This is a genomic window from Polaromonas sp. P1_G1, assembly GCF_056405595.1.
The window spans coordinates 38,169-61,446 of the sequence record NZ_JBFUBU010000017.1 but is presented as its reverse complement, the minus strand read 5'-3'; the positions used below and the strand labels follow the sequence as shown (position 1 = coordinate 61,446).

Genomic DNA, 23,278 nt, shown 5'->3' with positions numbered 1-23,278 from the left:
CCAGTGTCTGTAACTCCTGGATACGTTTCATGTTTTTTCGCTCTTCAGCCTTTATGTGGACCGCGGCCGCCCTGATCCTCTCGGGTTGCGCCACCAAGGTCCAGTCGCCGGTGAGCTTTTCGCCGGCCGCGCTGAAGTCAAACAACCAGCGGGTCGGTGTGGCCATGACGCAGTTGCCCAAACCTGAAATGCATATCAATGGGGCCGCTTGCCTGCTTTGCATCATCACGGCCAACGCGGCCAATTCCACCCTGAACAAGCACGCGGCCACCCTGGCGCTGGAAGACCTGCCGGGGCTGAAGGACAAGGCGGCCGCCGCGCTGCGCCAGAAGGGAGTCAACGCCATTGTTATCGATGAGCCGGTGGATCTCAAGGCTTTGCTGGACTCCAGTTCAACCAGCCCCAATGCAGCGGCCAAAAATTTCGCGCCGTTCAAGCAAAAATACGGCATCGACAGCCTGCTGGTGCTTGATCTCCACTCCGTGGGTTTCGTCAGGAATTATTCGGGCTACATCGCCAGCGGCGACCCCAAGGCTCTGGTGCGCGGCACGGGTTATATGGTCAACCTCACGACCAACACCTATGAGTGGTACCTGCCGGTCTACGTGGCCAAAAGCGCCGACGGCAAGTGGGACGAACCCACGGCGTTTCCCGGCCTGACCAACGCCTACTACCAGGCGCTGGAGATCGGCAAGGACAATTTCCTCCGGCCGCTGGCCAATTGAAACAGCGCCCCATGAAACACCGGCAAGCAGGTTTCATCGCCGCGGCCATCGTGGCCTTCGCGGGCCTGGGCTTGTCACCGGCCCATGCCATACCGGCCGATGCCTCGTGGTCGCTGCTCCTGCCCAAGGAGGAGGCCGTGGCTTACCGCGGCCTGGTCAGCATGGACAAGGCCGGAAGCCAGAGCGCCGACATGCTCTATGCCGCGCCCAACGTGGCAGGCTTCATCACGGCGGTCATCGCGCACGGCTTTGCGACGGACTTGCATAAGGACTGGCAGAAGAAGGCTCTGCAGGATGCCGCCGACGCGGTGCTAAAACCCTATCGGCCGCTACTGAACGACTACAAGCACACTGAGTTGATGCAAGCCGCGCTGGACAAGACGCCATGGGCCGGCGCCAAGGCGCTGGCCGGCCCGGCGCAGGCGCGCGGCACGGGATGGGTGGTGGCAAGCCTGCCCTTCTTTTCCATGACACAGGACCAGCGGGCCCTTGTGCTGGACAACGTCGTGTCGGTATACCCGCCCGGTGAAACAGACAAACCGCTTTACCAGTCCACGGTACGCGTGGTGTCGCAACCCCGGATGGCACCGGACATGCTGAGGTACTGGAAGGACGACGCGGGCGCGGCACTCAAGGCCGAAAGCACCAGCCTGCTGGCGCACTCCCTGGCGCTGGCGCTGCAGGAAACGGCCGGGCCCACGGCCGGCGATGCCCCGGCCTTTCGCACGGTGCGCTACCGCGAGGGCGAAGCCGAGAAGATGGAGCGGGCACAGGTCCTCAGCCAGGCCTGCGATCGCCAGGTGATCAGGACGCTGCGCGGATGGCTGATGTCGGTTCCCTCACCGACCGTGGCCGAGCCGTCCGCGGCCGCCTGCGAACCGGCACTGCCGGGCTGGAAATAGGCCGTCCGGACTTGCGGGACGCCCGCCTGAAAGCGCCTGTTGAACAACGATTCCTGGCTGATCCACTGCGACGGCAGCGCCGTGCCCAACCCCGGCCGCATGGGCCTGGGCGCGGTGCTCACGGCGCCTGACGGCACGCGGCACTCGCTATCTATCCAGGCAGAGGGCCGGGGCTGCAACAACGAGGCGGAGCTGCGCGCATTAATGGCGGCGCTGCAGGAAGCCAGGCGGCGTGGAGCCACCAAGCTGGTCGTTCACTGCGACAACAGCGTGGTCGTGGAACAGCTGTCCGGGACCGCCCTCGAACCCTTTTTACGCCTGGTCCCGCTGTTTGACGAGGTGCGTACCGAGTTGCGGTCCTTCGCGTCAGCGCGGCTGGTGTGGATACCACGCCACCGCAACCGCGAAGCCGACGCCCTGGCCAGGGCGGCCGTGGGGCTGCTGCCCAAGAAGCCGGCTACGCCTGCCAGGCGCCGCCCTTAGCGGCAGATCCATGCTTCGTCCTGGCGCGAAGCATGGCCGTGCCGTTGCGGAGTACAAAGACAAAAGTACCCCACACCTCCCCCCGGAGCATCGCCATGGCCAGAGAAATCATTCGCGTCGAGCCCTTGTCCACTTGGCTGGAGCGATGGAAAGCGCCCACCTCGGTCGTCACGCGCCATGACGACACCGTTTATGTATCGGGCCTGCCACCGTTCGACCCGGCCACGGGCGAAGTCATCAATGCCTCCCTTGAACGCCAGACCGAGCTGGTGCTGGAGCAGATGAAGCGCTGCCTGGAAACAGCGGGCTCTTCGCTGGACCAAGTGCTCAAATGCAATGTCTATTGCACCTCGGTCGAGAAGTTCGCGGCGGTGAATACCATTTACGCCCGGTACTTTCCCAAAGACCCGCCGGCCCGGATTTTTGTCTGCGTACCCGCCTGGCCCGGCCAGTTTGACATTGAGATTGATTGCATTGCAGCCTGCTAGAGGGCTAAAAACAGGGATTCCAGAAGGGGATTGCTATTTCGCACAATCGTGCTAATATCCGCGCCATGGACGCCAAAACCCAGAAAAGCGAAATGACCCGCGCCGCCATCATTGGCGCGGGCATTGACCTGGCCGCGGCGGACGGCCTGGAGGCTATCACCCTGCAGGCTGTGGCGGACCGCATCGGTCTTTCCAAGAGCGGCGTGTTTTCACGCATCGGCTCACGCGAGGCTTTGCAAAAGGCCGTGATTGAAGAATTCGGCCGGCGTTTCATTGCCGATGTGTTCGTGCCCGCCATGCAGCAGCCCAAGGGCTTGCCGCGGCTGGAGACGATCGTGCAGCGCTGGATTGTGCGTACGCGCGATGTCGAGGCCAAGTCGGGCTGTATTTACACGGCGGGCGCCTTTGAGCTGGACGACCGCGAAGGCGAGTTGCGCGACCTGCTGTTCAGCGAGGTCACCCGCTGGCGCGCCTCGTTGCGGCGCACCGTGCTGCAGGCCACGGAGGCCGGTCAACTGAAGGCCGACACCGATGCGGAACAGCTGGTCATGGAAATCAGCAGCATTGCCATGGGGATGCTGCACGATGCCCGTTTTCTGCGCGACCCGCGCGCGGCGGAACGGGCTCAGGCATCCTGGGAGCGCCTGATCAAGAGCTACCAGACAGAGGCAATCACCCACAAATAAGAGACAAGGCAAGGCGAAAGAGGCAGCAGTGCCTTTTTCAGTGTTTGGGTAACTTTTAATTTCGCACGACTGTGCGGAGAAATGAGGAAATCATGTTGATCCTGATCATCGGTTTAGGCGTATTTCTTGGCGTTCGCACCGTGAGGGCGGTTCTGGCTTCGCTACGCAGTTTGCCGCGCAGCAACGAAGACTGGATCTGGTACTGACATCCAGAAGAAAAAGGAAACCGCCATGACACGCACCTCCCTGCAGGCCACCGCGGCCTTTTACAACGCAAGCCCCCTGACGCGCATCTTCCGCTGGGGGCTGGGCGCTTCGCAGCAGCTGTGGCCAGCGCTGGCCGTGCGCGCGGCCTACCGCCTGTTCGGCACGCCGCTGCCGCCCAAATGGGTGAGCCGCCGCAGAAAGTGGAGCCCCGACTGGCACATTGAGCAATGGCCTTTCGAAGACGCCTGCGTGACTATGTACAGCCGCCCCATCGCGCCGGCCGGCCCGGTGGTGCTGCTGGTGCACGGCTGGGGCGGGCATGCCGGGCAGATGCTGGCGCTGGCGGAGGTCTTGAGTGCGCAAGGCCTGCGGCCGGTCATTCTTGAAATGCCGGCGCATGGGCGCAGCAGCGGCTCGGTCAGCAACCTGCCGCAGTTCGCCCGCGTGCTGGAGTACGTGACGGCGCGGCTGCTGCAGCAGGGCCACACGCTGCGCGCGGTAGTGGCGCATTCGCTGTCGGCGAACGCCGGCGCTTATGCAGCCAGCCGCGGGCTGGCCGCTGGCCGGCTTGTGCTACTGGCGCCGCCTGCTTCGCCGCTCGAATACACGCGGCTGTTCGCGCACGTGTTCGGCCTGCGCGAATCCACGCGCGCGGCTATGCAACGGCGCATCGAGGCGCGCGAAGGCATTTTGATGCCGCAGTTCGAGCCCGCGGCGGTCGGCCCGCGCATCAACCTGCCCACGCTGGTGGTGCATGACCGGCAGGACAGCATCAACCGTTTCGCCGACGGCGTGGCCTACAGCGAAGCGATCGTCGGCGCGCGCCTGCTGGCCACCGAAGGCCTGGGCCACCGCAAGATCCTCAAGGACGATGAGGTGCTGCGCCAGGTGGCTGCCTTTCTGGCCTGAGCCGTGCCGCCCTTGTGCGGCGCGCGCATTCCCCCTAGCATTGCCTCACTTTTACAAAGAGGAGCGAGCGATGGGAATGCTGGACTGGACGGAAAAAAGCAGCGCGATCCTGCAACAGGGCGGCGTCATAGGCCCCGACGAACGCCTGCCCTGGCCGCAGACCGCGGTGATGGGCGTGCAGCACGTGATCGCGATGTTCGGCGCCACGGTGCTGGCGCCTATCCTGATGGGTTTTGATCCCAACATCGCCATCCTGATGAGCGGCATAGGCACGCTGATCTTCTTCATCGTCACCGGCGGCAAGGTGCCCAGCTACCTGGGCTCCAGCTTCGCTTTCATCGGCGTGGTGATCGCCGCCACGGCCTATGCCGGCAAGGGCCCCAATGCCAACCTGGGTGTGGCGCTGGGCGGCATCATCGCCTGCGGCGCGCTGTACACGCTGATCGGCGTGGTCGTGCAGTCGATCGGCACGGGCTGGATAGAACGTTTCATGCCGCCCGTGGTCACGGGCGCGGTGGTGGCGGTGATAGGCCTGAACCTGGCGGGCATTCCCGTCAAGAACATGGCCGCCGGCAACTTTGACTCATGGATGCAGGTGGTGACCTTTGTCAGCGTGGCCCTGGTGGCGGTGATGACGCGCGGCATGGTGCAGCGCCTCTTGATCCTGGTCGGGCTGATCGTCGCCAGCGTGATTTATGCGGTGCTGACCAACGGCCTGGGCCTGGGCAAGCCCATTGATCTTTCGGGCATCGCCAATGCCGCGTGGGTAGGCATGCCCGGCTTCACGGCGCCGGTATTCAGTGCCAGTGCCATGCTGCTGATCGCACCGGTCGCCATCATCCTGGTGGCGGAAAATCTGGGTCACATCAAGGCGGTGACGGCGATGACGGGCAAGAACCTGGACCAGTACATGGGCCGCGCCTTCATCGGCGACGGCGTGGCCACCATGGTCTCGGGCACAGCAGGCGGCACGGGCGTGACGACGTATGCCGAGAACATCGGCGTGATGGCCGCGACCAAGATCTACTCGACCGCCGTCTTCGTGGTGGCCGCGCTGATCGCTGTGGTGCTGGGCTTCAGCCCCAAGTTCGGCGCGCTGATCCAGGCGATTCCGCTGCCGGTGATGGGCGGCGTGAGCATCGTGGTGTTCGGCCTGATCGCGGTGGCTGGCGCCAAGATCTGGGTCGACAACAAGGTGGACTTTTCGGACAACAAAAACCTCATCGTCGCGGCCATCACACTGGTGCTGGGCACGGGCGACTTCACGCTGCGCTTCGGCCAGTTCGCGCTGGGCGGCATAGGCACGGCCACCTTCGGCGCCATCCTGCTGTACGCGCTGCTCAACCGTAAGCGCTGAGCTGGCCCCCATAAAAAAAGCCCCGGCTGGTCGTGCACCAGCCGGGGCTTTTTCGTGGCCATGCAGTGGCTGTGATCAGCCCAGGAAGCGCCCGGCAGCGCCGAGCACGCCGAGGTCCACGAATTTGGAGCCGACGAAGGGCGATGCGGGGGCGTAGTCCACGCTGAAGCCACCCAGGTCGAACTTCTGCACGCTGCCCAGCGCAGTGCGCAGCTTGGCGCGCGTCACGTCGCGGCCGGCGCGTTCCAGGCCTTCGGCCAGCACGCGGGTGTTGACGTAGCTCTCCAGGCTGCCCAGCGAGAACTCCTGCTGGCCGATGGCGCGCATGGCGGCCTGGTAATCGCGCACCACCTGGGACTTGGCGCGGTAGGGATCGGGGAACACCATGGTCAACGCCAGGCCCGAAGCGGCGGCGCCCAGCCCTTTCAGGCCGTCGGCGGTCAGCGTGACACTCAGGCCCGCCACCGGAAGCATGGGCGAGGACTTCTTGAGCGCGGCGATCAGGCCCACCGAAGCGGCGCCCGCTGTGCCCAGCAGCACGGCGCCGGGCTTGGCGGCGCTGACCTGGCTCACGACCTCGTTGAGGTTCTTGCCGTCGGTGGCCAACGCGACCTGCGCGGCCGCCTTGGCGCCCTGGGCCTGCAGCGCCAGCAAGGCGTCGGCCAGCACTTCCTTGCCGAAGCCGTTGTCCAGGTAGACGATGGCCAGGTCCTTGATGCCCATGCCCACGAGCTTTTGCACCAGGCGCTGGGTTTCATCGGTGTAGCTGGCACGCACATGGAACACATTGCGCATGCCTTGCTTGCGCAGCGAGGAGGCGCCGGTCAGCGGCGCGACGTAGGGCAGGTTGGACTCCTCAATCAGCGGCACGATGGCCGCGTTGTTGGGCGTGCCTATGCAGGACATCAGCGCGAAGACGCTGCCGTCGCCTATCATTTTTTTGACGTTGTCCGAGGTGCGCTGCGGCACATAGGCGTCGTCCACCATCTGGAATTGCAGCACGCGGCCGTTCACGCCGCCCTTGGCGTTGATCTGGCCCATGGCGGCCTCCACGCCGAGCTTGAGGTCGGCCCCGAAACCGGCCAGCGGGCCGCTCAGCGCGCCTGAAGAGCCGATGGTGACGGCCTTGGCGCTCAGGCCTTCCTGGGCGTGGGCGTTGCGGATGAAAGCGGGAGCGGCGGCGAGGGCGGCCAATTGAGGGGCGAACGAAAGAAAGCGGCGGCGAAACATCGCGAAAATCTCCGGAGTGGGGACGGCCAGGCGGGCCGAAGAAAAGACGGGGTGCGCGGACCCCATACAGGACAACGGCCGCGTGGCGGCCGAATACTTTAAGTCTAAATGATCACCCGCCGCGGGCCTGTCCGCTGGGCGACGCCGCGCTGCCGTTGGTCTGGCCGAAGGCCGAAGGGCGGAAATGGTAAAGGCCCGGCCAGTCCATAGGACCGGCCGGGCCTTTTTAAGCCCAGCGTGCCGGATTTAACCGATAAAACGGCCGCCGGCGCCCAATACGCCAAGGTCCACAAACTTCGAGCCCGCGAACGGCGGCGCGGCGTAATCGACGCTGAAACCGCCGAGGTCGAACTTCTGCAGGCCGGCCAGCGCGCTGCGCAATTTGGCGCGCGTCACGTCGCGGCCGGCACGTTCCAGGCCCTCTGCCATCACCTGGGTGTTGATGTAGCTCTCCAGGCTGCCAAGCGAAAACTCCTGCTGGCCGATGGCGCGCATCGCGGCCTGGTAGTCGCGCACCACTTGCAGCTTGGCGCGGTAAGGGTCGGGGAACACCATGGTCAGCGCCAGGCCGGAGCCGGCGGCGCCCAGTGCCTTGATGCCGTCGCCCGCCAGCGTGACACTCAGGCCGGCGATGGGCAGCATGGGCGAGGCTTTCTTGAGCGCGGTGATCAGGCCGACGGATGCCGACCCGGCGGTGCCCAGCAGCACGGCGCCGGGTTTGCCCGCGACGATCTTGTCCACCACCTCATTGAGGTTCTTGCCGTCAACGGCCAGCGCCGCCTGCGCCGCCGCTTTCGCGCCCTGCGACTGCAGCGCGCGGTTGACGTCGGCCAGCACTTCCTTGCCGTAGTCGTTGTCCAGGTAGACGACGGCCAGGTCCTTGATGCCCATGCTCACGATGCGTTGCACCAAACGCTGGGTTTCGTCGGTGAAACTGGCGCGCACGTGGAACACGTTGCGCATGCCGGGCTTGCGCAGAGAGGATGCGCCCGAGCGCGGCCCGACGTAAGGCAGGTTGGACTCTTCAATCAGCGGCACGATGGCGGTGTTGTTGGGCGTGCCCACGCATGACATCAGCGCAAAAATGCTGCCGTCGCCGATCATCTTTTTAACGTTGTCGGCGCTGCGCTGCGGCACATAGGCATCGTCCAGCATCTGGAACTGCAGCATGCGGCCGTTCACGCCGCCTTTGGCGTTGATCTGGCCCATGGCCGCATCCACGCCCAGCTTGAGCTCGGCACCCACGCCGGCCAGCGGGCCGCTGGTCGCGCCCGTGCTGCCGATGGTGATGGCCTTGGCGGTCAAGCCGTCCTGGGCATAGGCATTGCGGATGAAAGCGGGAGCGGCCGCAAGGGCAGCCAATTGAGGGGCGAACGAAAGGAAGCGGCGGCGAAACATCGCGAATCTCCAAAACAAAAGGGGGACGGCCGTGAAGCCGAAGAGGACAAGGCCGTGCGGCCTTGCGGGCTAAAAACGGCCCGCCAGTCGGCGCGGCGACGCGCAAAGTAGCAGGTAAATCGTTTAACTCTCAAGGATTCTAGGTAGAAACCCTGACAAATGGATGACACAGCGATGACTGCGCTGTGACGGCGTGAAGCCGGGGCAGGGCCCGGCGTGTTGCGCGCTTACCGTGCCGGAGACTGGCCGGTAGCCTTGGCCAGGGCGGCCTTGGTGGCCCTGAGTTCGCGCTCCAGGTCGGCGCGCTCATCGATCTGCTGCTCCAGCACCTCGTTGACCTGGGCCAGGTCTTCGGCGGATTCCTGGATACGGGTTTCCAGCGCGTCGGTTTTTTTCAGTGCCTGGGCCACGTCGCCGGTCTGCACATGCGGCGGGACTTCCTGTTTGAGCACCGTGTTGATCACCAGCAGTTCGGCGGCCGACTGTTCCACGGTTTCTTTCACGGACTCGTTCTGGTCAAGCGCTCGTTCCAGTGGCGTGGGCACGACGTGTAGCTGCTGTGGCATGTCAAGGGCCTTGATGGAGGGTGCGGGATCGTTGCCGCTGGTGAGCCCGTGCAAAAAGCGAGGGCTTACCAATGGCGCTCGGGATTCAGGGGCGATTTTACGCGTTTGCCGCCTGSGCGGGCTTGCAAAGGCATTGGGGCGGGACAGGGTATCCACCCCTCCCAGGTGCTCAACGGGCCTTGGCGGGAGGCTTGGCAGCGCGGGCCGGCGGTGGCGCGGACGCGGGCAGCGCCGGCCCAGGGCTGAAGATCTTGCCCAGCGTGGCGCCTACACGCGCGCCTATGGCGGTGCCCACGCCCGGCAATACGGCCGTGCCGACCACGGCGCCCGCGATGGCGCCCTTGGGCACGGAGAATGCGACGTTGTCCAGCGGGCCGCTGACGCTGAGCGGGACGCCGACAATGCCGTCCACCAGATCGACGGCGAACTCGGCCTCGATCCGGCGGTTGGCGACCTTGGCCTGGCCCGACGCCGTCAGCGAGCCCGATGTCGCCTTGAGGTCCGTGTACGTGACCACCATGCCCTGCGGCGTGTTCTGCGTATCGAGCCGGCCGGTGACCGAATCGAGCGGCGTCTGCCCGGCGTGCTCCTTGCCGGCGGTGCGCACGGCCTTGTCCAGGTCAAAGCGCAGCAAGGTGGACTTGCCGATGGTGAAAGGCGTCTGCGTGTGCAGCGAGCGCGCCAGCTCTCCCACCGTATCGCCGTTGGCCGACAGCGTGGTTTCGCCCGAGGCCTTGCCGGCGATGACGGAGCGGCGGTTGAAGGCGGCCAGCATGCTCTCGACCTCGACGTCCTTCGGCTGCAGCTCACCTTCCAGGTGCATGCGGCCGCCGGCGCGGAAGTCAAGCCTGACCTCACCATCCGCCGTGCCCCCGCCGACATGGATGCGCGCGGCCCAGCGGTCTTCCTGGCCCTGGCGGGTCAGCGCCAGATCCGTGGCCGGCCTGAAGCCCGGCCGGCGCAACTCGGCCTTGCGCGGACGCCAGCCCGGGTCGAAATCGACCTCTCCGTCGTACACCACCGCAATGCCGCGCCGCGAGATCCATGTCACGTCGCGGAACACAAAGCGCGCCAGCGGCAGTTCTTCGGCCGCCGCCTCGTCTTTCTCGCGCCCGCTGCCCAGGCCCCGCAGGGAGAGCTGGGGGACTACCGCGCCCTCCAGGTCGGCCCGGTCTATCTTGATGCGGCGCTGCAACAGCGCGAACACATCGGGATAGGCCGTGAGTTTTTTGATCAGGATGGGCTGTGGCTGCTCGGTGGCGGCGTCTTCCATCACCACCGCAGGCGAGGGAAACAGACGCCAGTGCAGCGCGCCCACCCGCACCTTGGTGCCAAGCTGCCTCTCCAGTTCCACCGAGGCGCGGCGGGCCAGTTCCTCGTCGGACGGCAGCCAGCGCAGCAGGGCGACCCACGCCGCGCCCACCACGAGCACCGCGACGCCCAGTCCCAGCAACCACTTGTTCGCGCGTGTCATCGAAGCATGTCTCTCATGCCTGTCAGCTTAGGCCCCGGCGCGGTGCTTGCCGAGGCGACAAGCTGCCCACCTCTTGTAGGCCGCAACCGTATAGTGGGGAGACCGACATCCCGTGGAACCCCAACATCATGCGCATCTGGAAACAGCCCATCTCCGTCGAACTACTCACCGCCGCCAACGCCGATACCGCGGTGACGCACCTGGGCATCGAGTTCCTCGAGGTCGGGGACGACTTCATACGCGCGCGGGTGCCGGTGGATCGCCGCACGGTGCAGCCCTATGGTTTGCTGCACGGCGGCGTATCGGTGGCGCTGGCCGAAACCCTGGGCTCCTGCGGCGCGGCCTTTGCGGCGCCCGCGGGCCACCGCGCCGTGGGGCTGGACATCAACGCCAACCACCTCAGGGGTACGACCAGCGGCTGGGTCACCGGCATCACGCGGCCTGTGCACATAGGCCGCAGCACCCAGGTCTGGCAGATAGAGCTGCACAACGACGCGGGCGAATTGACCTGCGTCTCGCGCATCACGATGGCGATGCTGCGGCCGGAATAACGCGGTCAAGGGCCGTACGACGGGTGACGGCACACCGGCCTTGATGCCCGCGCACGATATACGTTACAAATAGCAACGAATTGCGAGTTCCGTGCGACACCTCGGTTGTGGCATCTGAATGGGTCCGCATAGCGGTACTCGCCAAGCACCCCTGTCTGGGTTGCCCAGAAGTTTTCCCTTTTAAAAACAACACAGTAGCTTGCGCCGGCCACGCGATTGAGGCTTGCACCTCGGGGCCACTCCATATTTTTTTTATCTTGAAAGTCCTTCCATCTCGTATTTGATCTTATGAGTGCTCCTTCGTATCGTTCGGCTCAATTAGGCTGAAAGGTAACAAATGGACACGAAAAACGCAAAACGATGGGTCGCGGCGCTATTAGCCGTCTTGTGTGGCGCGGGGCAGGCGCAGATCCTGATCGGCCAGACAGCCGGTTTCACCGGCCCCGTCGCCGCAGGCGTCAAGGAGAACACCGAGGGTGCGCGCCTGTGGCTGGATGCGGTGAACGCCAAGGGCGGGATCGCAGGCCGGCAGCTGGAACTGGTGTCGCTGGACGACAAATTCGATCCCAAGCTGGCCAGCGAGAACGCGCAGCAGCTGGCCGAGCGTGGCGCGATCGCCCTGTTCCTGACGCGCGGCACGCCCCCCACCGAAGCCGTGCTGCCGGTGCTGCTGGCCAACCACATGCCGCTGGTGGGCCCTTCCACCGGGGCGATGGTGCTGCACCAGCCGGTGAACCGTTATGTCTTCAATGTGCGCGCGACCTACCAGCGCGAAGCCGAGAAAGCCATCGAGCACCTGCACACGCTGGGCATACAGCGCATCGCGCTGGTCCATGCGGACGACTCCTTCGGCCGTGACGGCCTGGAAGGCGCCAACAAGGGCTTCACGCAGGCAAAGCTGAAACCCACGGTGGTCCTCAAAGCGGACCGCAGCAAGCCGGACTACAGCCAGCTCGTCCCGCCCATCCTGGCAAGCGATGCGCAGGCCGTGCTGTGGATAGGGTCGGCCAACGCCGTAGCCGAAGGGGTAAAGGCCCTGCGCGCCGCCAAGACGTCCGTGCGCGTGGTGACCTTGTCCAACAACGCATCGGCGGGCTTCGTCAAGGCGCTGGGGGAGCACGCGCGCGGCGTCATCGTCACGCAGGTCTATCCGTCCGAGCGTTCCTATGCCTACACGATGGTGCAGGAAGCCACGGAACTGGCCAAGGCCAAAAAGATCGCACTGTCGCCCGCCATCCTGGAAGGCTATGCCGCCGCCAAGGTGCTGGTGGAAGGCCTGCGGCGCGCCGGCAAGAACCCCACGCGCGAGACGCTGCTGGCGGCCCTGGAAGGCATGAAGCGTTTCGACCTGGGCGGGCTGGAGGTGAGCTTCGGCCCCGAAGACCATACCGGCCTGGAGTTCGCGGACCTCTCCATCGTGGACCGTGAAGGCCGCTTCGCGCGCTGAACGCCGGCCTTTTGAATCTTCCGCCGCATCAGCGCCCATCCACAAGTGAAAACCGCCATGGCATGGAAAAAGTCGCTGCACAGCTGGCTGCATGAGAGCGCCGAGGAAGCACCCAGGCAGCAGCTGGAGTCCTTGCGGTTTCTGGTCCAGGATGCGCTGTACCGATGCGAAGGGCCTATGTGCGAGCGCATGCGCTGGCGCATCGAAGAGGCGTACACCGCGCAGCAGCTGTGGCTGTTGCGCGGGGAGATATTCCAGCTGGTCGCGCGCCAGTTCTGCCAGGACGAGGCCGTGCGGCGCATCAACGCACTGCTGCCCGCTTTCTCCGGCTGGCTGCCGAAGCGCATGCTGACGCGGGTCTAAGGCTGGTCCGCATCCCCTCGAGCACGAGTCTTAGGATGTTTTAGTGATTTAAAACGAACTAATCAGTCGTTCCCCAAATAAGAACGGCTGCCCACAATCCGGTGTTTTGACTTCTCCAACACCGCGCGCCGCGCGCCTTCGCCACCATGAATTTCCAGCAGCTGCGTTCGATGCGCGAGGCCGTGCGATGCAATTTCAACCTGACCGACGTCGCCAATGCCCTGCACACCTCGCAGCCCGGGGTCAGCCGGCAGATACGTGAACTCGAGGAAGAGCTCGGCATTGAACTCTTTGTGCGCGCCGGCAAGCGCCTGACGGGCCTGACCGAGCCGGGCGCCCATGTGCTGCCCATCATCGAACGCCTGCTGCTGGAGAGCAGCAACCTCAAAAAAGCCGGCCAGGAATTCATGGCCCAGCAAAGCGGCCTGCTGTCCGTCGCCGCCACACACTCGCAGGCGCGTTATGCGCTGCCGCCCGCGGTGCAGGAGTTCCGCAGCCAGTTCCCCAATGTGAAACTGCACCTGCACCAGGGCTCGCCCAAGCAGGTGGCCGACATGCTGATGTCGGGTGAGGTCGACGTGGGCATCGCCACCGAGGCGCTCAACGACTACCCCGAACTCGTCGCCCTGCCCTGCTACCGCTGGACGCATTCAGTCATCGTGCCGCCCGGCCACGCGCTGCTGGACGGCCCGCTCACGCTGGAGAGCCTGGCGCGCTTCGCGCTGATCACCTACGACACCGGCTTCACCGGCCGCTCGCACATCGACGGCGCTTTCACGCAGCGCGGCCTGTCGCCCAACATCGTGCTGACAGCCATGGACGCCGACGTGATCAAGACTTATGTGCAACTGGGCATGGGTGTCGGCATCGTGGCCTCCATTGCGTATGAGGCCGAGCGCGATACGGCCCTGCGCGCGCTCGACGCGGGCGCGCTGTTCGGCATCAACCTCACCAAGCTGGCGGTGCGCCGCGGCGGTTATCTGCGCGGCTATGTCTATGCGTTTATCGAATCCTTCGCGCCCACGCTGAATCGTGCCGTCGTGGAGAAGACCTTGAGCGACGAGCCCGGCGCCGCCAGCTACGATATTTAAACTGGGTAGACCTTGACCGGCCGCGTCGCCACCGGGAAGCCGGCCGCGCCCAGGGTGTCGGCAATCGCCATATTGGTGTCGAAGTAGACCTGCCAGTAGTGGTCGGTGTGGCAATAAGGGCGCACCGCGAGCTTGGGCCCGAACTCGTTGAACTCCAGGATCTCCACGTCCACCGCGGGCGTCTTCGTCGTGTTGGCGACCTTGGCGACGGACTCCTTGAGCAAGGCGATGGCCTTATGAATGTCGGCCGTGCCGGCCAGCTGCGCGACGAGTTCGACCCGGCGGTAGGGATTGGCCGTGTAGTTTTTGATGTCGCCGCCCATGATCTTGGCGTTGCCCACCACGGTCTTGACGTTGTCGGGCGTGTTGATGCCGGTGCCGAACAGGCCGATCTCCAGCACCGTGCCTTCGACCCCGCCGGCGCTCACATATTCACCCACTTTATAAGGCCGCAGCACCAGCAGGAAAATGCCGGCGGCGAAGTTGCTGAGCAGGCCGCTCCAGGCCGCGCCTATGGCCACGCCCGCGCCGGCCACCAGTGCCGCGAAGCTCGTGGTCTCCACGCCGAAGTAGCCGAGGATGGCGACCACCAGCACGATGTTGAGCGCGACGGTGATGAAGCTCACCAGGTAGCGCTGCACCGTGGGATCGATTTCCTGGCGCGTCATGGCCGCACCGACCAGCCGCGTCACCAGGTGGATGAGCCAGCGCCCGATGATGAAGACGGCGATCGCGCCTATGACCTTGAGGCCGAAGGCGACCAGGATAGGCTGCGCCTGTTCCATCCAGGTGCCGAGTTTTGCGGTGTCCATGAATTCCCCCTGTTCAATTGTTGGTCAGGGCATCTTAGGGATGCGGCATCAGCGTGTAAACAAGGCCATACGCCTGCGTAGTGGCAGGCCCACAGCGCCGAATCAATAGACGCTCACAAAGCCCAGCGAAGCGGTCCTGGCTAGGCGCGTCGCCGCAGACAGTACACCAGTACGGCAAGGCGGCGCAACAACGCCAGGAGGGGTTTTTGAGTGTCTATTCAGTAGCGCGTGCCATGCGCTCGCTCTTCCAATACACATCGTCGCCGCCATTCATGCGATTGAGCACGCGCGACAGCACAAACAACAAATCGCTCAGGCGATTGAGGTACTGGCGCGGTGCTTCCTTCAGGGGCTCGGCGGCGCCCAGCGCCACCACGGCGCGTTCGGCGCGGCGCGCCACGGTGCGGCATACATGGGCCAGCGACGCGGCGCGCGATCCGGCCGGCAGGATGAACTCGGCCAGGCGCGGCAGCGTGGCGTTGTGTTCGGCCAGCGCCTCGTCGAGCAGCGCCACGGCCTCGGGTTTGAGCAGCTCAAAACCGGGGATGGAGAGCTCGCCGCCCAGGTTGAAGAGCTGGTGTTGCACCTCCACCAGCAGCTCGCGCACGCCGGCCGGCAGTTCTTCGCAGAGCAGCACACCGATGTGCGAGTTCAATTCATCAACGTCGCCCATGGCGTGAACGCGCAGGCTGTCCTTGGACACGCGTGTGTTGTCGCCCAGGCCGGTGGTGCCGTTGTCGCCGGTGCGGGTTGCGATCTGTGAAAGTCTGTTGGCCATGGTGCGAAGGCGCGTTGAAGGCGCTGTGAAGAAAGTCAATGGAGCAAAGGGACTAAAACGAGACTAAGGCAGCGTTACGCCAGGCAAGAAAATGTGTCGTCGTAGCCCATCATGTGAGTGAGGCAACACCCTGAAAAACTGCTGGCCTGCTTGCGCCGCCTGCGTTGCAATGGCCGATTGTTCACTCTTTGAAGGATTCACCGCATGATCATGCACACGACAGCAACATCAACATCCGCTGCAAAACATTCAAAACATTCTATTCCCGGCTTTGAGTTGCGCAGCGTGTTGCTGGTGGCCGCATTGGCCGCGGGTGCCGCAGGCGCCGCGCGGGCCCAGACCGCCCCGACTTCGCCGGCCAGCCCCAACAGCCCGCCCTCCCAGACGGCGCCCTCCGCCACCCCGGGCACAGTCCCGCAAAACCGCACCACGCCCCAGGACGTCGAGGCGGCTTTCGGCCGCGCCGATGCCAACAAGGACGGCAAGCTGGACCGCCAGGAGGCCGAGCACCTGCCGGCCGTGGCGCTGCGTTTCGACCAGATCGACGCCAACCACGATTCCTTTATCTCGCTGGCCGAGCTCACCAAGGCCGCCCTGGGTTCCTGATGATTCTTGCGGGGTGACCATCGCCCCGCTTTTTTCGCCTTCCACAACACCAGCACGCAGCTCCCCCCGCGGCCTTGGCTGCGGGCTCCGGCGCCTTCAGTGGCAGAAACTACGTACACGTCGTAAACTGTGCCACCGACCCGGAGACAACAATGAACGCCCCCCTTCCCCAGCACCTGCTCCCTGAAATCCAGCAACGTGAAACGCCCCAGGCATTGATCGACGCCCTGAAGGCCCGCTTTGCAGAGCGCTGCTCGACGGCCCTCGTGGTGCGCGAGCAGCACGGCCGCGACGAGTCTTCTTTCGCCGCGCCGCCGCCCTCGGCCGTGGTGTTTGCCGAAAGCACGCAGGACGTGGCCGATGCGGTGAAGCTGGCCGGCCAGTACAACGTGCCCGTGATCCCCTTCGGCGTGGGCACCTCGCTCGAAGGCCACCTGCTGGCCGTGCAGGGCGGCATCAGCATCGACGTGAGCCGCATGAACAAGGTCTTGTCCATCAACGCCGAAGACCTGACCGTCACCGTGCAGCCGGGCGTGACGCGCAAGCAGCTTAATGAAGAAGTCAAAAGCACCGGCCTGTTCTTCCCGATCGACCCCGGTGCCGACGCGACCCTGGGCGGCATGAGCGCCACCCGCGCCAGCGGCACGAATGCCGTGCGCTACGGCACCATGCGCGAGAACGTGCTGGCGCTGGAAGTCGTCACGGCCGATGGCAGCGTCATACGCACCGGCACGCGCGCCAAAAAATCATCGGCCGGCTACGACCTGACGCGCCTCATGGTAGGCAGCGAAGGCACGCTGGGCGTGATCACCGAAGTCACCGTCAAGCTCTACCCGCTGCCCGAGGCGATCTCGGCCGCAGTGTGCTCTTTCCCGAGCATCGAAGCCGCTGTGCGCACCACGATAGAGGTGATACAGATGGGCGTGCCGATCGCGCGCGTCGAGCTGATCGACCACAACACCGTGCGCATGGTGAACGCGCACTCCAAACTCACGCTGCGCGAAGAGCCCATGCTGCTGATGGAGTTTCACGGCTCCCCCAGCAGCGTGAAAGAGCAGGCCGAGCTGGTGCAGGAACTTGCCAGCGGCCACGGCGGCAATGCCTTTGAATGGGCCAGCACGCCGGAGGAACGCACCCGCCTCTGGACGGCGCGGCACAACGCTTACTTTGCGGCCATCCAGTCGCGGCCCGGCTGCCGCGCGATTTCCACCGACACCTGCGTGCCGATCTCGCGCCTGGCCGACTGCCTGCTCGAGTCGGTGGCTGAAGTCGACGCCAGCGGCATCCCCTACTTCCTGGTCGGCCACGTCGGCGACGGCAACTTCCATTTCGGCTACCTGATAGACCCGACGATTCCCAAGGAACGCGAAGTCGCCGAGGCGCTGAACCACAAGCTGGTGAGCCGCGCGCTGGCGCTGGAAGGCACCTGCACGGGCGAGCACGGCGTGGGCCTGCACAAGATGGACTTCCTGGTAACTGAAACCGGCGACGGCGCGGTCGACATGATGCGCACCATCAAACGCGCGCTGGACCCGAAAAACATCATGAACCCGGGCAAGATTTTCTCGCTGTGAGCCGTCGATAAGGGTTCACCGGCGGTTCAATGACGCGGCCAGCGCCGCAAAAGCCTGGCGGTCAAGGGTATGGGTGAAGGCGGTGTTCGGCACGGGGTGGGAAGACAACTTGACCACCACCAGTTGCGCCGCCGGGTTGATGTGGATGTGTTGCCCATTCAGCCCTTTGGCTTCAAACGTGCCATCCGCGTCGTGGGGAATCCACCACTGGTTGTGGTACGAATAACCTGCGCGCATGGGCATCCCTGCGGCCTTGAATTTCTCCGGGTCCGCCCCCTTGCGTATTTCGGCAACCGTCGCGGCGGAAAGGACCTGGCGGCCGTTGAAACGGCCCTCCATGCGCAGCATTTCACCCAATCGCCCCAGATCGCGCATCGTCGCACTTACGCCGACACTGCTCAGCTGCGTGCCGATGGCGTCCACCCAGACATAGCCGTCTTCCTGCGCCCCAAGAGGCGCCCACACTCGCTGCGACAGCAGTTCCGCGTAAGGGGTTTTGGTCACGCGCTGCAGTAGCCAGCCGATCACTTCGGTGTCAACGCTCTTGTACTGGAAAGCGGCGCCGTGCTGCCCTTCTTTTTTGACGGTCTTCAAAAAGTCGGTGACTGTTTTGGGGCCTGCATAGTTCGGGGGCGCAGGGAACAAGCCACCGGCAATCAGGTACTGGAAGATGCCCGAGGCGGGATCGGCAAAGTTCTCCTGGTACTGCACACCCGTGGTCATGTCCAGGATCTGCTGCACGGTGGCATCACCCCAGGCGCTGTCTTTCAGCTCCGGCAAATAGGTGGAGACCAACGCACCCGCGTCAATCACGCCTTCGCGTATCAACTCGGTCGCCAGCAAACCCGTCAAGGACTTGCTCATGGACAAAAGCGCGTGCGGCTGGTGGGCTCGCATGCCCACGTCGCTTCGCTCATAGACCACCTTTCCCTTGTGAAGCACCAGCAAGCCATCGGTATAGGTGTCGCGCTGCCAATCCGCAAGCGTCAGCCGGTTTCCCTTGCCGTCGTCAAAGGGCAGGTCATCCAGTTCTCGTGGCGCGGCCAACAGCGGCGAGGCCGCATCCGCGCCGCGCCACACGGCCGCTGTGGGGCCTAATTCGCGCAAGTGCTGATAGGCCCAGCGTGCATTGGGATATTTCAATATCGTGCCCAGCCGCACGACCTTCTCAGGTGGCGGGGGAAATCCCTTCATCAATTCAAGCGTGGCCGGATGGGTGGATTCCGGCGGCGGCAGCGCGGGGCTCTGTGCTTGCGCGCTTGAGGCGGCCAACATCATGGCGGCGAGCGACACGAACGAGAGGGTCAGGCGAAAAAATGGCATGGCAGTTCTTTCCATGGCCTGCAAAAAGCAGCAGGCCGGGTGGCGTGGCAGATCGTGTTGAAGAAGCACCTATTGAATCGCCGGCGCGTATCCGGCGTGTGTCGCTGGAGACCGGATTCGTATGTCTGCATGTACAGCGCGCTGCCGGACATGTTGAGATACATGACAGCGGGCAATGCCGTAAGCGCCGGTCTTCAGTCCTTGCGGGATTCGCCGGCTGCCTCAGCCGTAGTTTCGGTCTTGCGCGCGCCGAGCATGTTCATGGCAGCCAGGCAGAACTGCAGTGCGATCAGGGCATAGGCCTGCGCGCGCAGGCCCCAGGCCACCCACAGCAGGTTGCTGAGCAAATACAGCCAGAAGCCCCAGTGGCGTTTGCGCTTGTGGCTGGAGGCCACCAGCCAAGCGGCCGTGACCGTGACCACCATCGCGGGCCACTGCAAAAAACTCAGGACATCCATGGCAGGCATGCTTGCAACATACCTTCATGGTGGATGCCCGGATGCCCTGCAGGCGCGCGGCGCTTGCTGAAGCTGCCGTAGGACGGTTTCGCCGCGCAGCCCGCCTTCGGTGACGGCTTACTTGCCGCCGCGCAGCCGCTCGATCAGTCCGTTGAGTTCGTCCATCGAAGCGAACTGGATGGCCACCTCGCCCATGTCTTCGCGGCGGCCGTTGCGCTTGACCTGTTTTTTGACGCGCACTTCCACGTCGGCCATCAGCAGGTCGGCCAGTTCTTCTTCGACACGGCGCGTGTCGCGGGATTTTTCCTTGGTGGCTTTTTGCGGCTTGAGAGAGAACTCGGCGCTGAGTTTTTTGACCAGGCTTTCGGCCTCGCGCACCGACATCTTTTTGGCGGAAATCTGGTTGGCCGCGGTGATCTGCGCGGCGCGGTCCAGGACCAGCAGGGCGCGTGCATGGCCCATGTCCAGGTCGCCGGCCATCAGCATGGTCTGCACCGGGTCGGCCAGGTTCAGCAGACGCAGCAGGTTGGAGGCGGCGCTGCGCGAGCGGCCCACGGCCTGCGCGGCGAGCTCATGCGTGAGGCCGAACTCCTTGACCAGGCGCTGCAGGCCATGCGCCTCTTCGAGCGGGTTCAGGTCTTCGCGCTGGATGTTTTCGATCAGCGACATGGCGGCGGCCGACTCGTCGGGCACGTCGCGCACCAGCACCGGCACGCTGTCCAGGCCCGCGAGTTTTGCCGCGCGGAAGCGCCGTTCGCCGGCGATGATTTCATACTTGCCGTCGTTGCTACCGGAGGTCAGGCGCCGCACCAGGATGGGCTGCATGATGCCCTGGACCTTGATGGATTCGGCGAGCTCGTAGAGCGCGCCTTCGTCCATGCGCGTGCGCGGCTGGTACTGCCCGGCGACCATGTCTTCCAGCCGCAGTGAGGCCGGCAGGCCGGGGCTGTTCGCCGTGCTGCTGGCGTTCTCCGCGTCGGTGGCGGTCTCGCTGACCTTGGGGCCCAGCAGTGCTTCAAGTCCGCGGCCCAGGCCTTTGGGTTTTTTCGTGACCATGTTTCTTTTCCTTCAATCCGTCAGTGTTTATGTTTATGTAGGGCGCAGTGTTCAGGGAGGCGTGAGGCTACCGCCCAGGGATTGCAGCACGCCGCGCCACAGGGCGTCGCGCTCTTCGTAAGGTTGTGCGTCCTGCTTGCCGCTGGCCTGTTCCCACACCGAAGTCATCACAAGCACGATGCCGGTGGAGGGCTGCACATAGACCGTCTGGCCGTGGATGCCCTGCATGGCAAAAGTGCGCGACCGCATCGGCATGAGCCAGAACTGGTAGCCGTAGCCAAAGTAGGGCGTGGCCGTGCGCGGCTTGAATGCCGGCGGCTGGCGCGTTGCGTCGGTGGCATCCAGCAAATAGTCCAGCGGCAGGACCTGCAGCGCGCCGGGTTTGCCGGTGGTTTTGTCAATCGCTCGGCCGTCATTGGCCAGCAACTGGCCCAGGCGCGCCCAATCGCGCAGGCTGGCATTGAAGGCTCCGTAGGATTGCTCCTGTCCGTCGACGGAGACGCGCCAGAAGGCGTCATGCTCGGCGCCCATGGGTTTCCAGATCCACTCGGTGGTGAGCTCGGACATGTTCTTGTCGGTGGCGGCCACCACCACGCGGCCCAGCACGTCGGTCTCTGAGCCGGCGTAGACAAATTTTTCGCCGGGTGGTGAATGGCGGTCGGTGATGGACTTCAGCACATCGATCGGCATGCCCGCGCCAGGCACCCCGAAGGAGGCGCGCGACAGGCGCGCGATGTCGTCCTTGCCGTCGTAGCGCTCTGTGAAGGTGAGGCCCGAACTCATGCGCAGCAGCTGGCGCAGGGTGGTGGCGCCATAGGGGCTGCCGGCAAGTTCTTTGACGTATTTCTCGGCCGGGTCGTCGAGCGAGGCGATCAACCCCAGCGAGAGCGCTTTGCCGACCAGCAGCGAGGTGACGCTCTTGGCCATCGAGAAAGACAAAAAGCGCGCGTCGTCCTTGCGGCCGTAGCGGTAGTGCTCGGCGATGATCTCGCCGTTTTTCAGGACCAGCAGGCCGGTGGTGCGCTGGCGGTCCAGGTAGTCGGCCAGTGTGTAGTTGGTGTTCTTGTAGCGGTAGCTGATGGACGCCAGGCTGGCCGCGCGCGGCAGCGGGCTGGCTTCGGCCGGGCGAGCAACCACGCGGACCCGCACACCGGGCACCTTGTCCATGGCCGACCAGGAGCCGACACGATGAGGATTGCTGTACCAGGTGCTGGTGTTGCCCAGGGGGTAGCCCTGCGCCTTGCCGAGCAGCTCTTCATCGGGCTCGGCATGCAGGGAGGCACTCGCCCATGCCGCCAGCACCATCAGGGCGATTTGCAGGCAGCGCGGGCGTTGGAAAAAAAATGAGGTCATGGCCGGGGCGTGATGTTGGGTGAGGGCTCAATGGCAGGGGAAGTCAGCTCCTTGAGCTGGAGCAGCCGCAGGTAGGCTTCTGGCCAGTCGGCCAGGCCGCTGTCGGCGTTGAGGTGGCCGCGCGGGCCGGCGTCCACAAAGCCCGAGCCCCAGGACGCCGCGAATTGCCGTGCCCGCCCTGCCCCGCAGAAAGGGTCGTCGCTGCTGGCGAACACCACGCTGTCAAACGGCAGTTTTTGCAGCGGCACCGGTGCCCAGCTGGGCAGCATCTCGCGCACGTCGTCACGTTCCACGTCGGGCGGCGCGACCAGCAGCGCGCCCTTCACGCGGTGAACATTCCGCGAATGGCTGGCCCAGGCCGCGACCAGCATGCAGCCCAGGCTGTGCGCCACCAGCACCGCGGGCTCGTCGCAGGACAGCAGCACGTCTTCGAGGCGCGCCGTCCAGTCGCCGCGCAGCGGATGCATCCAGCTGTGCTGCTCCACGCGGGTGTAGCCGTCGGCCTCTTCCCACAGGGTTTGCCAATGGCCGGGGCCGCTGTTTTTCCAGCCGGGGAGTATGAGGACATTGCGGGGATTCATGCTCGGGAAGATCGACGCCACTGATTTGCTATTGAATTGATAGCTGAAAATCACCTGTTTACAAGGGATTTCAGCCAATCAGCCTTACATCACCTTGATGCGGTCSACCATCTCTTSSGCGAAGGTGACRAAGGCCTGCGCGCCCYTGGAGGCSGGGTCGAACACCACGCCGGGCAGGCCGTAGCTGGGCGCTTCGGCCAGTCGTACGTTGCGCGGGATCACGGTGTTGAAGACCTTGTCGGCGAAGTGTTCCTTGAGCTGGTCGCTGACCTGCTGTTGCAGGGTGATGCGCGGGTCGAACATCACGCGCAGCAGGCCGATGATCTGCAGATCCTTGTTGAGGTTGGCGTGCACCTGCTTGATGGTGTTGACCAGGTCGGTCAGGCCTTCGAGCGCGAAGTACTCGCATTGCATGGGCACGATCACGCCGTGGGCGCAGCACAGGCCGTTAAGGGTCAGCATGCTGAGTGACGGCGGGCAGTCGATCAGCACGAAGTCATATTGGCTGTCGACTTCGGCCAGCGCGAGCTTGAGGCGTTTTTCGCGGCGCTCGACGTCGACCAGCTCAACCTCGGCGCCGGCCAGTTCGCGGTTCGCGCCCAGCACGTCGTAGCCGCATTTCTCGCTGTGCACACGCGCCTCGGCCACCGAAGCGGACTCAAGCAGCACGTCGTAGACCGTCATCTCCAGCTTGCGCTTGTCCACGCCGGATCCCATGGTCGCATTGCCCTGCGGGTCCAGGTCGATCATCAGGACCCGCTGGCCGACTTTGGCCAGGCCCGCGGCCAGGTTCACCGTCGTTGTCGTCTTCCCTACCCCACCCTTTTGATTGGCTACGCAGAATATTTTGGCCATGTGTG

Annotated in this window: 25 protein-coding genes; 13 read left to right on the top strand and 12 right to left on the bottom strand. The window is 64.7% G+C overall.

From position 1 onward, the window contains the following. Window positions 1-29: 29 nt before the first annotated feature. From AC1D1Y_RS10795 to AC1D1Y_RS10765, 7 genes are all read left to right on the top strand, one after another. Entirely contained in the window at window positions 30-725 is a 696-nt protein-coding gene (locus AC1D1Y_RS10795) for a hypothetical protein (protein WP_477682340.1), read from the top strand. A gap of 11 nt (window positions 726-736) precedes the next feature. After that, the gene (locus AC1D1Y_RS10790) at window positions 737-1,627 is read left to right on the top strand and encodes a hypothetical protein (RefSeq protein WP_477682339.1); all 891 of its coding nucleotides are present in this window, start codon (window positions 737-739) and stop codon (window positions 1,625-1,627) included. Between the two features lie 39 nt (window positions 1,628-1,666). Further along, window positions 1,667-2,110 carry a ribonuclease HI family protein gene (locus AC1D1Y_RS10785; RefSeq protein WP_477682338.1) on the top strand — a complete coding sequence of 148 codons (444 nt, stop codon included), beginning with the start codon at window positions 1,667-1,669 and terminating at the stop codon, window positions 2,108-2,110. 95 nt (window positions 2,111-2,205) lie between these two features. Then, the gene (locus AC1D1Y_RS10780; protein ID WP_477682337.1) at window positions 2,206-2,598 is read left to right on the top strand and encodes a RidA family protein; all 393 of its coding nucleotides are present in this window, start codon (window positions 2,206-2,208) and stop codon (window positions 2,596-2,598) included. Between the two features lie 65 nt (window positions 2,599-2,663). Further along, window positions 2,664-3,284, top strand: coding sequence for a TetR/AcrR family transcriptional regulator (locus AC1D1Y_RS10775; protein ID WP_477682336.1), 621 nt, complete (start codon window positions 2,664-2,666; stop codon window positions 3,282-3,284). 231 nt (window positions 3,285-3,515) lie between these two features. Beyond that, window positions 3,516-4,400, top strand: a complete 885-nt coding sequence (locus AC1D1Y_RS10770) for an alpha/beta hydrolase (RefSeq protein ID WP_477682335.1) — start codon at window positions 3,516-3,518, stop codon at window positions 4,398-4,400. A gap of 70 nt (window positions 4,401-4,470) precedes the next feature. Beyond that, window positions 4,471-5,757, top strand: coding sequence for a solute carrier family 23 protein (locus AC1D1Y_RS10765; protein ID WP_477682334.1), 1,287 nt, complete (start codon window positions 4,471-4,473; stop codon window positions 5,755-5,757). A 75-nt stretch (window positions 5,758-5,832) separates the two neighbouring features. On the opposite strand, the gene AC1D1Y_RS10760 is transcribed toward AC1D1Y_RS10765, so the two are convergent. The 4 genes from AC1D1Y_RS10760 to AC1D1Y_RS10745 form a co-directional block, all read right to left on the bottom strand. Beyond that, the gene (locus AC1D1Y_RS10760; protein WP_477682333.1) at window positions 5,833-6,987 is read right to left on the bottom strand and encodes an ABC transporter substrate-binding protein; all 1,155 of its coding nucleotides are present in this window, start codon (window positions 6,985-6,987) and stop codon (window positions 5,833-5,835) included. Between the two features lie 246 nt (window positions 6,988-7,233). Continuing rightward, window positions 7,234-8,385, bottom strand: coding sequence for an ABC transporter substrate-binding protein (locus AC1D1Y_RS10755; RefSeq protein ID WP_477682332.1), 1,152 nt, complete (start codon window positions 8,383-8,385; stop codon window positions 7,234-7,236). A gap of 227 nt (window positions 8,386-8,612) precedes the next feature. Continuing rightward, window positions 8,613-8,951: a hypothetical protein gene (locus AC1D1Y_RS10750; protein ID WP_477682331.1), complete on the bottom strand. Its 339-nt coding sequence runs from the start codon at window positions 8,949-8,951 to the stop codon at window positions 8,613-8,615. Window positions 8,952-9,120: 169 nt separating this feature from the next. Continuing rightward, the gene (locus tag AC1D1Y_RS10745) at window positions 9,121-10,425 is read right to left on the bottom strand and encodes a hypothetical protein (RefSeq protein ID WP_477682330.1); all 1,305 of its coding nucleotides are present in this window, start codon (window positions 10,423-10,425) and stop codon (window positions 9,121-9,123) included. A gap of 128 nt (window positions 10,426-10,553) precedes the next feature. Here AC1D1Y_RS10745 and AC1D1Y_RS10740 point away from each other — a divergent pair, with 128 nt between their 5' ends. The 4 genes from AC1D1Y_RS10740 (at window position 10,554) to AC1D1Y_RS10725 (ending at window position 13,877) form a co-directional block, all read left to right on the top strand. Continuing rightward, on the top strand, window positions 10,554-10,976 hold the full coding sequence (locus tag AC1D1Y_RS10740; RefSeq protein ID WP_477682329.1) for a hotdog fold thioesterase: 423 nt from the start codon (window positions 10,554-10,556) through the stop codon (window positions 10,974-10,976). 337 nt (window positions 10,977-11,313) lie between these two features. Next, window positions 11,314-12,423, top strand: a complete 1,110-nt coding sequence (locus tag AC1D1Y_RS10735; protein WP_477682328.1) for an ABC transporter substrate-binding protein — start codon at window positions 11,314-11,316, stop codon at window positions 12,421-12,423. 57 nt (window positions 12,424-12,480) lie between these two features. After that, entirely contained in the window at window positions 12,481-12,786 is a 306-nt protein-coding gene (locus tag AC1D1Y_RS10730) for a hypothetical protein (protein WP_477654481.1), read from the top strand. 146 nt (window positions 12,787-12,932) lie between these two features. After that, entirely contained in the window at window positions 12,933-13,877 is a 945-nt protein-coding gene (locus AC1D1Y_RS10725) for a CysB family HTH-type transcriptional regulator (RefSeq protein ID WP_477682327.1), read from the top strand. Here the strand turns inward: AC1D1Y_RS10725 and AC1D1Y_RS10720 are convergent. Beyond that, entirely contained in the window at window positions 13,874-14,689 is an 816-nt protein-coding gene (locus AC1D1Y_RS10720; protein WP_477682326.1) for a mechanosensitive ion channel family protein, read from the bottom strand. The genes AC1D1Y_RS10725 and AC1D1Y_RS10720 overlap by 4 nt on opposite strands. A gap of 214 nt (window positions 14,690-14,903) precedes the next feature. Continuing rightward, a complete protein-coding gene (locus tag AC1D1Y_RS10715) occupies window positions 14,904-15,467 on the bottom strand; it encodes a cob(I)yrinic acid a,c-diamide adenosyltransferase (protein ID WP_477675619.1) in 564 nt (187 codons plus the stop codon). 285 nt (window positions 15,468-15,752) lie between these two features. On the opposite strand from AC1D1Y_RS10715, the gene AC1D1Y_RS10710 reads away from it, so the two are divergent. Both AC1D1Y_RS10710 and AC1D1Y_RS10705 read left to right on the top strand, forming a co-directional pair. Further along, on the top strand, window positions 15,753-16,073 hold the full coding sequence (locus AC1D1Y_RS10710; protein ID WP_477682325.1) for an EF-hand domain-containing protein: 321 nt from the start codon (window positions 15,753-15,755) through the stop codon (window positions 16,071-16,073). 152 nt (window positions 16,074-16,225) lie between these two features. Further along, entirely contained in the window at window positions 16,226-17,647 is a 1,422-nt protein-coding gene (locus AC1D1Y_RS10705) for an FAD-binding oxidoreductase (protein ID WP_477682324.1), read from the top strand. Between the two features lie 15 nt (window positions 17,648-17,662). On the opposite strand, the gene AC1D1Y_RS10700 is transcribed toward AC1D1Y_RS10705, so the two are convergent. The 6 genes from AC1D1Y_RS10700 to AC1D1Y_RS10675 form a co-directional block, all read right to left on the bottom strand. After that, window positions 17,663-18,970: a serine hydrolase domain-containing protein gene (locus tag AC1D1Y_RS10700; RefSeq protein WP_477682323.1), complete on the bottom strand. Its 1,308-nt coding sequence runs from the start codon at window positions 18,968-18,970 to the stop codon at window positions 17,663-17,665. A 194-nt stretch (window positions 18,971-19,164) separates the two neighbouring features. Continuing rightward, complete coding sequence (locus AC1D1Y_RS10695) at window positions 19,165-19,437, bottom strand: hypothetical protein (RefSeq protein ID WP_477682322.1); 273 nt, start codon at window positions 19,435-19,437, stop codon at window positions 19,165-19,167. 108 nt (window positions 19,438-19,545) lie between these two features. Beyond that, window positions 19,546-20,484 (bottom strand): ParB/RepB/Spo0J family partition protein, encoded by a 939-nt coding sequence (locus tag AC1D1Y_RS10690; RefSeq protein WP_477675622.1) that lies wholly within the window; start codon window positions 20,482-20,484, stop codon window positions 19,546-19,548. Window positions 20,485-20,535: 51 nt separating this feature from the next. Further along, window positions 20,536-21,837, bottom strand: a complete 1,302-nt coding sequence (locus AC1D1Y_RS10685) for a serine hydrolase domain-containing protein (protein WP_477682321.1) — start codon at window positions 21,835-21,837, stop codon at window positions 20,536-20,538. After that, complete coding sequence (locus tag AC1D1Y_RS10680) at window positions 21,834-22,418, bottom strand: RBBP9/YdeN family alpha/beta hydrolase (RefSeq protein ID WP_477682320.1); 585 nt, start codon at window positions 22,416-22,418, stop codon at window positions 21,834-21,836. Before AC1D1Y_RS10680 ends, AC1D1Y_RS10685 begins: the two co-directional genes overlap by 4 nt. A gap of 84 nt (window positions 22,419-22,502) precedes the next feature. After that, window positions 22,503-23,273 carry a ParA family protein gene (locus tag AC1D1Y_RS10675; protein ID WP_477682319.1) on the bottom strand — a complete coding sequence of 257 codons (771 nt, stop codon included), beginning with the start codon at window positions 23,271-23,273 and terminating at the stop codon, window positions 22,503-22,505. Window positions 23,274-23,278: the final 5 nt, after the last annotated feature.

Excerpts from the sequence above, each read along its gene's own strand:
- AC1D1Y_RS10770 (WP_477682335.1), top strand. The coding sequence starts at position 3,516 with ATGACACGCACCTCCCTGCAGGCCACCGCGGCCTTTTACAACGCAAGC.
- AC1D1Y_RS10730 (WP_477654481.1), top strand. The coding sequence starts at position 12,481 with ATGGCATGGAAAAAGTCGCTGCACAGCTGGCTGCATGAGAGCGCCGAG.
- AC1D1Y_RS10780 (WP_477682337.1), top strand. The coding sequence starts at position 2,206 with ATGGCCAGAGAAATCATTCGCGTCGAGCCCTTGTCCACTTGGCTGGAG.
- AC1D1Y_RS10775 (WP_477682336.1), top strand. The coding sequence starts at position 2,664 with ATGGACGCCAAAACCCAGAAAAGCGAAATGACCCGCGCCGCCATCATT.
- AC1D1Y_RS10715 (WP_477675619.1), bottom strand. The coding sequence starts at position 15,467 with ATGGCCAACAGACTTTCACAGATCGCAACCCGCACCGGCGACAACGGC.
- AC1D1Y_RS10750 (WP_477682331.1), bottom strand. The coding sequence starts at position 8,951 with ATGCCACAGCAGCTACACGTCGTGCCCACGCCACTGGAACGAGCGCTT.
- AC1D1Y_RS10680 (WP_477682320.1), bottom strand. The coding sequence starts at position 22,418 with ATGAATCCCCGCAATGTCCTCATACTCCCCGGCTGGAAAAACAGCGGC.
- AC1D1Y_RS10740 (WP_477682329.1), top strand. The coding sequence starts at position 10,554 with ATGCGCATCTGGAAACAGCCCATCTCCGTCGAACTACTCACCGCCGCC.
- AC1D1Y_RS10765 (WP_477682334.1), top strand. The coding sequence starts at position 4,471 with ATGGGAATGCTGGACTGGACGGAAAAAAGCAGCGCGATCCTGCAACAG.
- AC1D1Y_RS10790 (WP_477682339.1), top strand. The coding sequence starts at position 737 with ATGAAACACCGGCAAGCAGGTTTCATCGCCGCGGCCATCGTGGCCTTC.
- AC1D1Y_RS10685 (WP_477682321.1), bottom strand. The coding sequence starts at position 21,837 with ATGACCTCATTTTTTTTCCAACGCCCGCGCTGCCTGCAAATCGCCCTG.
- AC1D1Y_RS10690 (WP_477675622.1), bottom strand. The coding sequence starts at position 20,484 with ATGGTCACGAAAAAACCCAAAGGCCTGGGCCGCGGACTTGAAGCACTG.
- AC1D1Y_RS10745 (WP_477682330.1), bottom strand. The coding sequence starts at position 10,425 with ATGACACGCGCGAACAAGTGGTTGCTGGGACTGGGCGTCGCGGTGCTC.
- AC1D1Y_RS10720 (WP_477682326.1), bottom strand. The coding sequence starts at position 14,689 with ATGGACACCGCAAAACTCGGCACCTGGATGGAACAGGCGCAGCCTATC.
- AC1D1Y_RS10735 (WP_477682328.1), top strand. The coding sequence starts at position 11,314 with ATGGACACGAAAAACGCAAAACGATGGGTCGCGGCGCTATTAGCCGTC.
- AC1D1Y_RS10695 (WP_477682322.1), bottom strand. The coding sequence starts at position 19,437 with ATGCCTGCCATGGATGTCCTGAGTTTTTTGCAGTGGCCCGCGATGGTG.
- AC1D1Y_RS10700 (WP_477682323.1), bottom strand. The coding sequence starts at position 18,970 with ATGCCATTTTTTCGCCTGACCCTCTCGTTCGTGTCGCTCGCCGCCATG.
- AC1D1Y_RS10755 (WP_477682332.1), bottom strand. The coding sequence starts at position 8,385 with ATGTTTCGCCGCCGCTTCCTTTCGTTCGCCCCTCAATTGGCTGCCCTT.
- AC1D1Y_RS10795 (WP_477682340.1), top strand. The coding sequence starts at position 30 with ATGTTTTTTCGCTCTTCAGCCTTTATGTGGACCGCGGCCGCCCTGATC.
- AC1D1Y_RS10725 (WP_477682327.1), top strand. The coding sequence starts at position 12,933 with ATGAATTTCCAGCAGCTGCGTTCGATGCGCGAGGCCGTGCGATGCAAT.
- AC1D1Y_RS10760 (WP_477682333.1), bottom strand. The coding sequence starts at position 6,987 with ATGTTTCGCCGCCGCTTTCTTTCGTTCGCCCCTCAATTGGCCGCCCTC.
- AC1D1Y_RS10705 (WP_477682324.1), top strand. The coding sequence starts at position 16,226 with ATGAACGCCCCCCTTCCCCAGCACCTGCTCCCTGAAATCCAGCAACGT.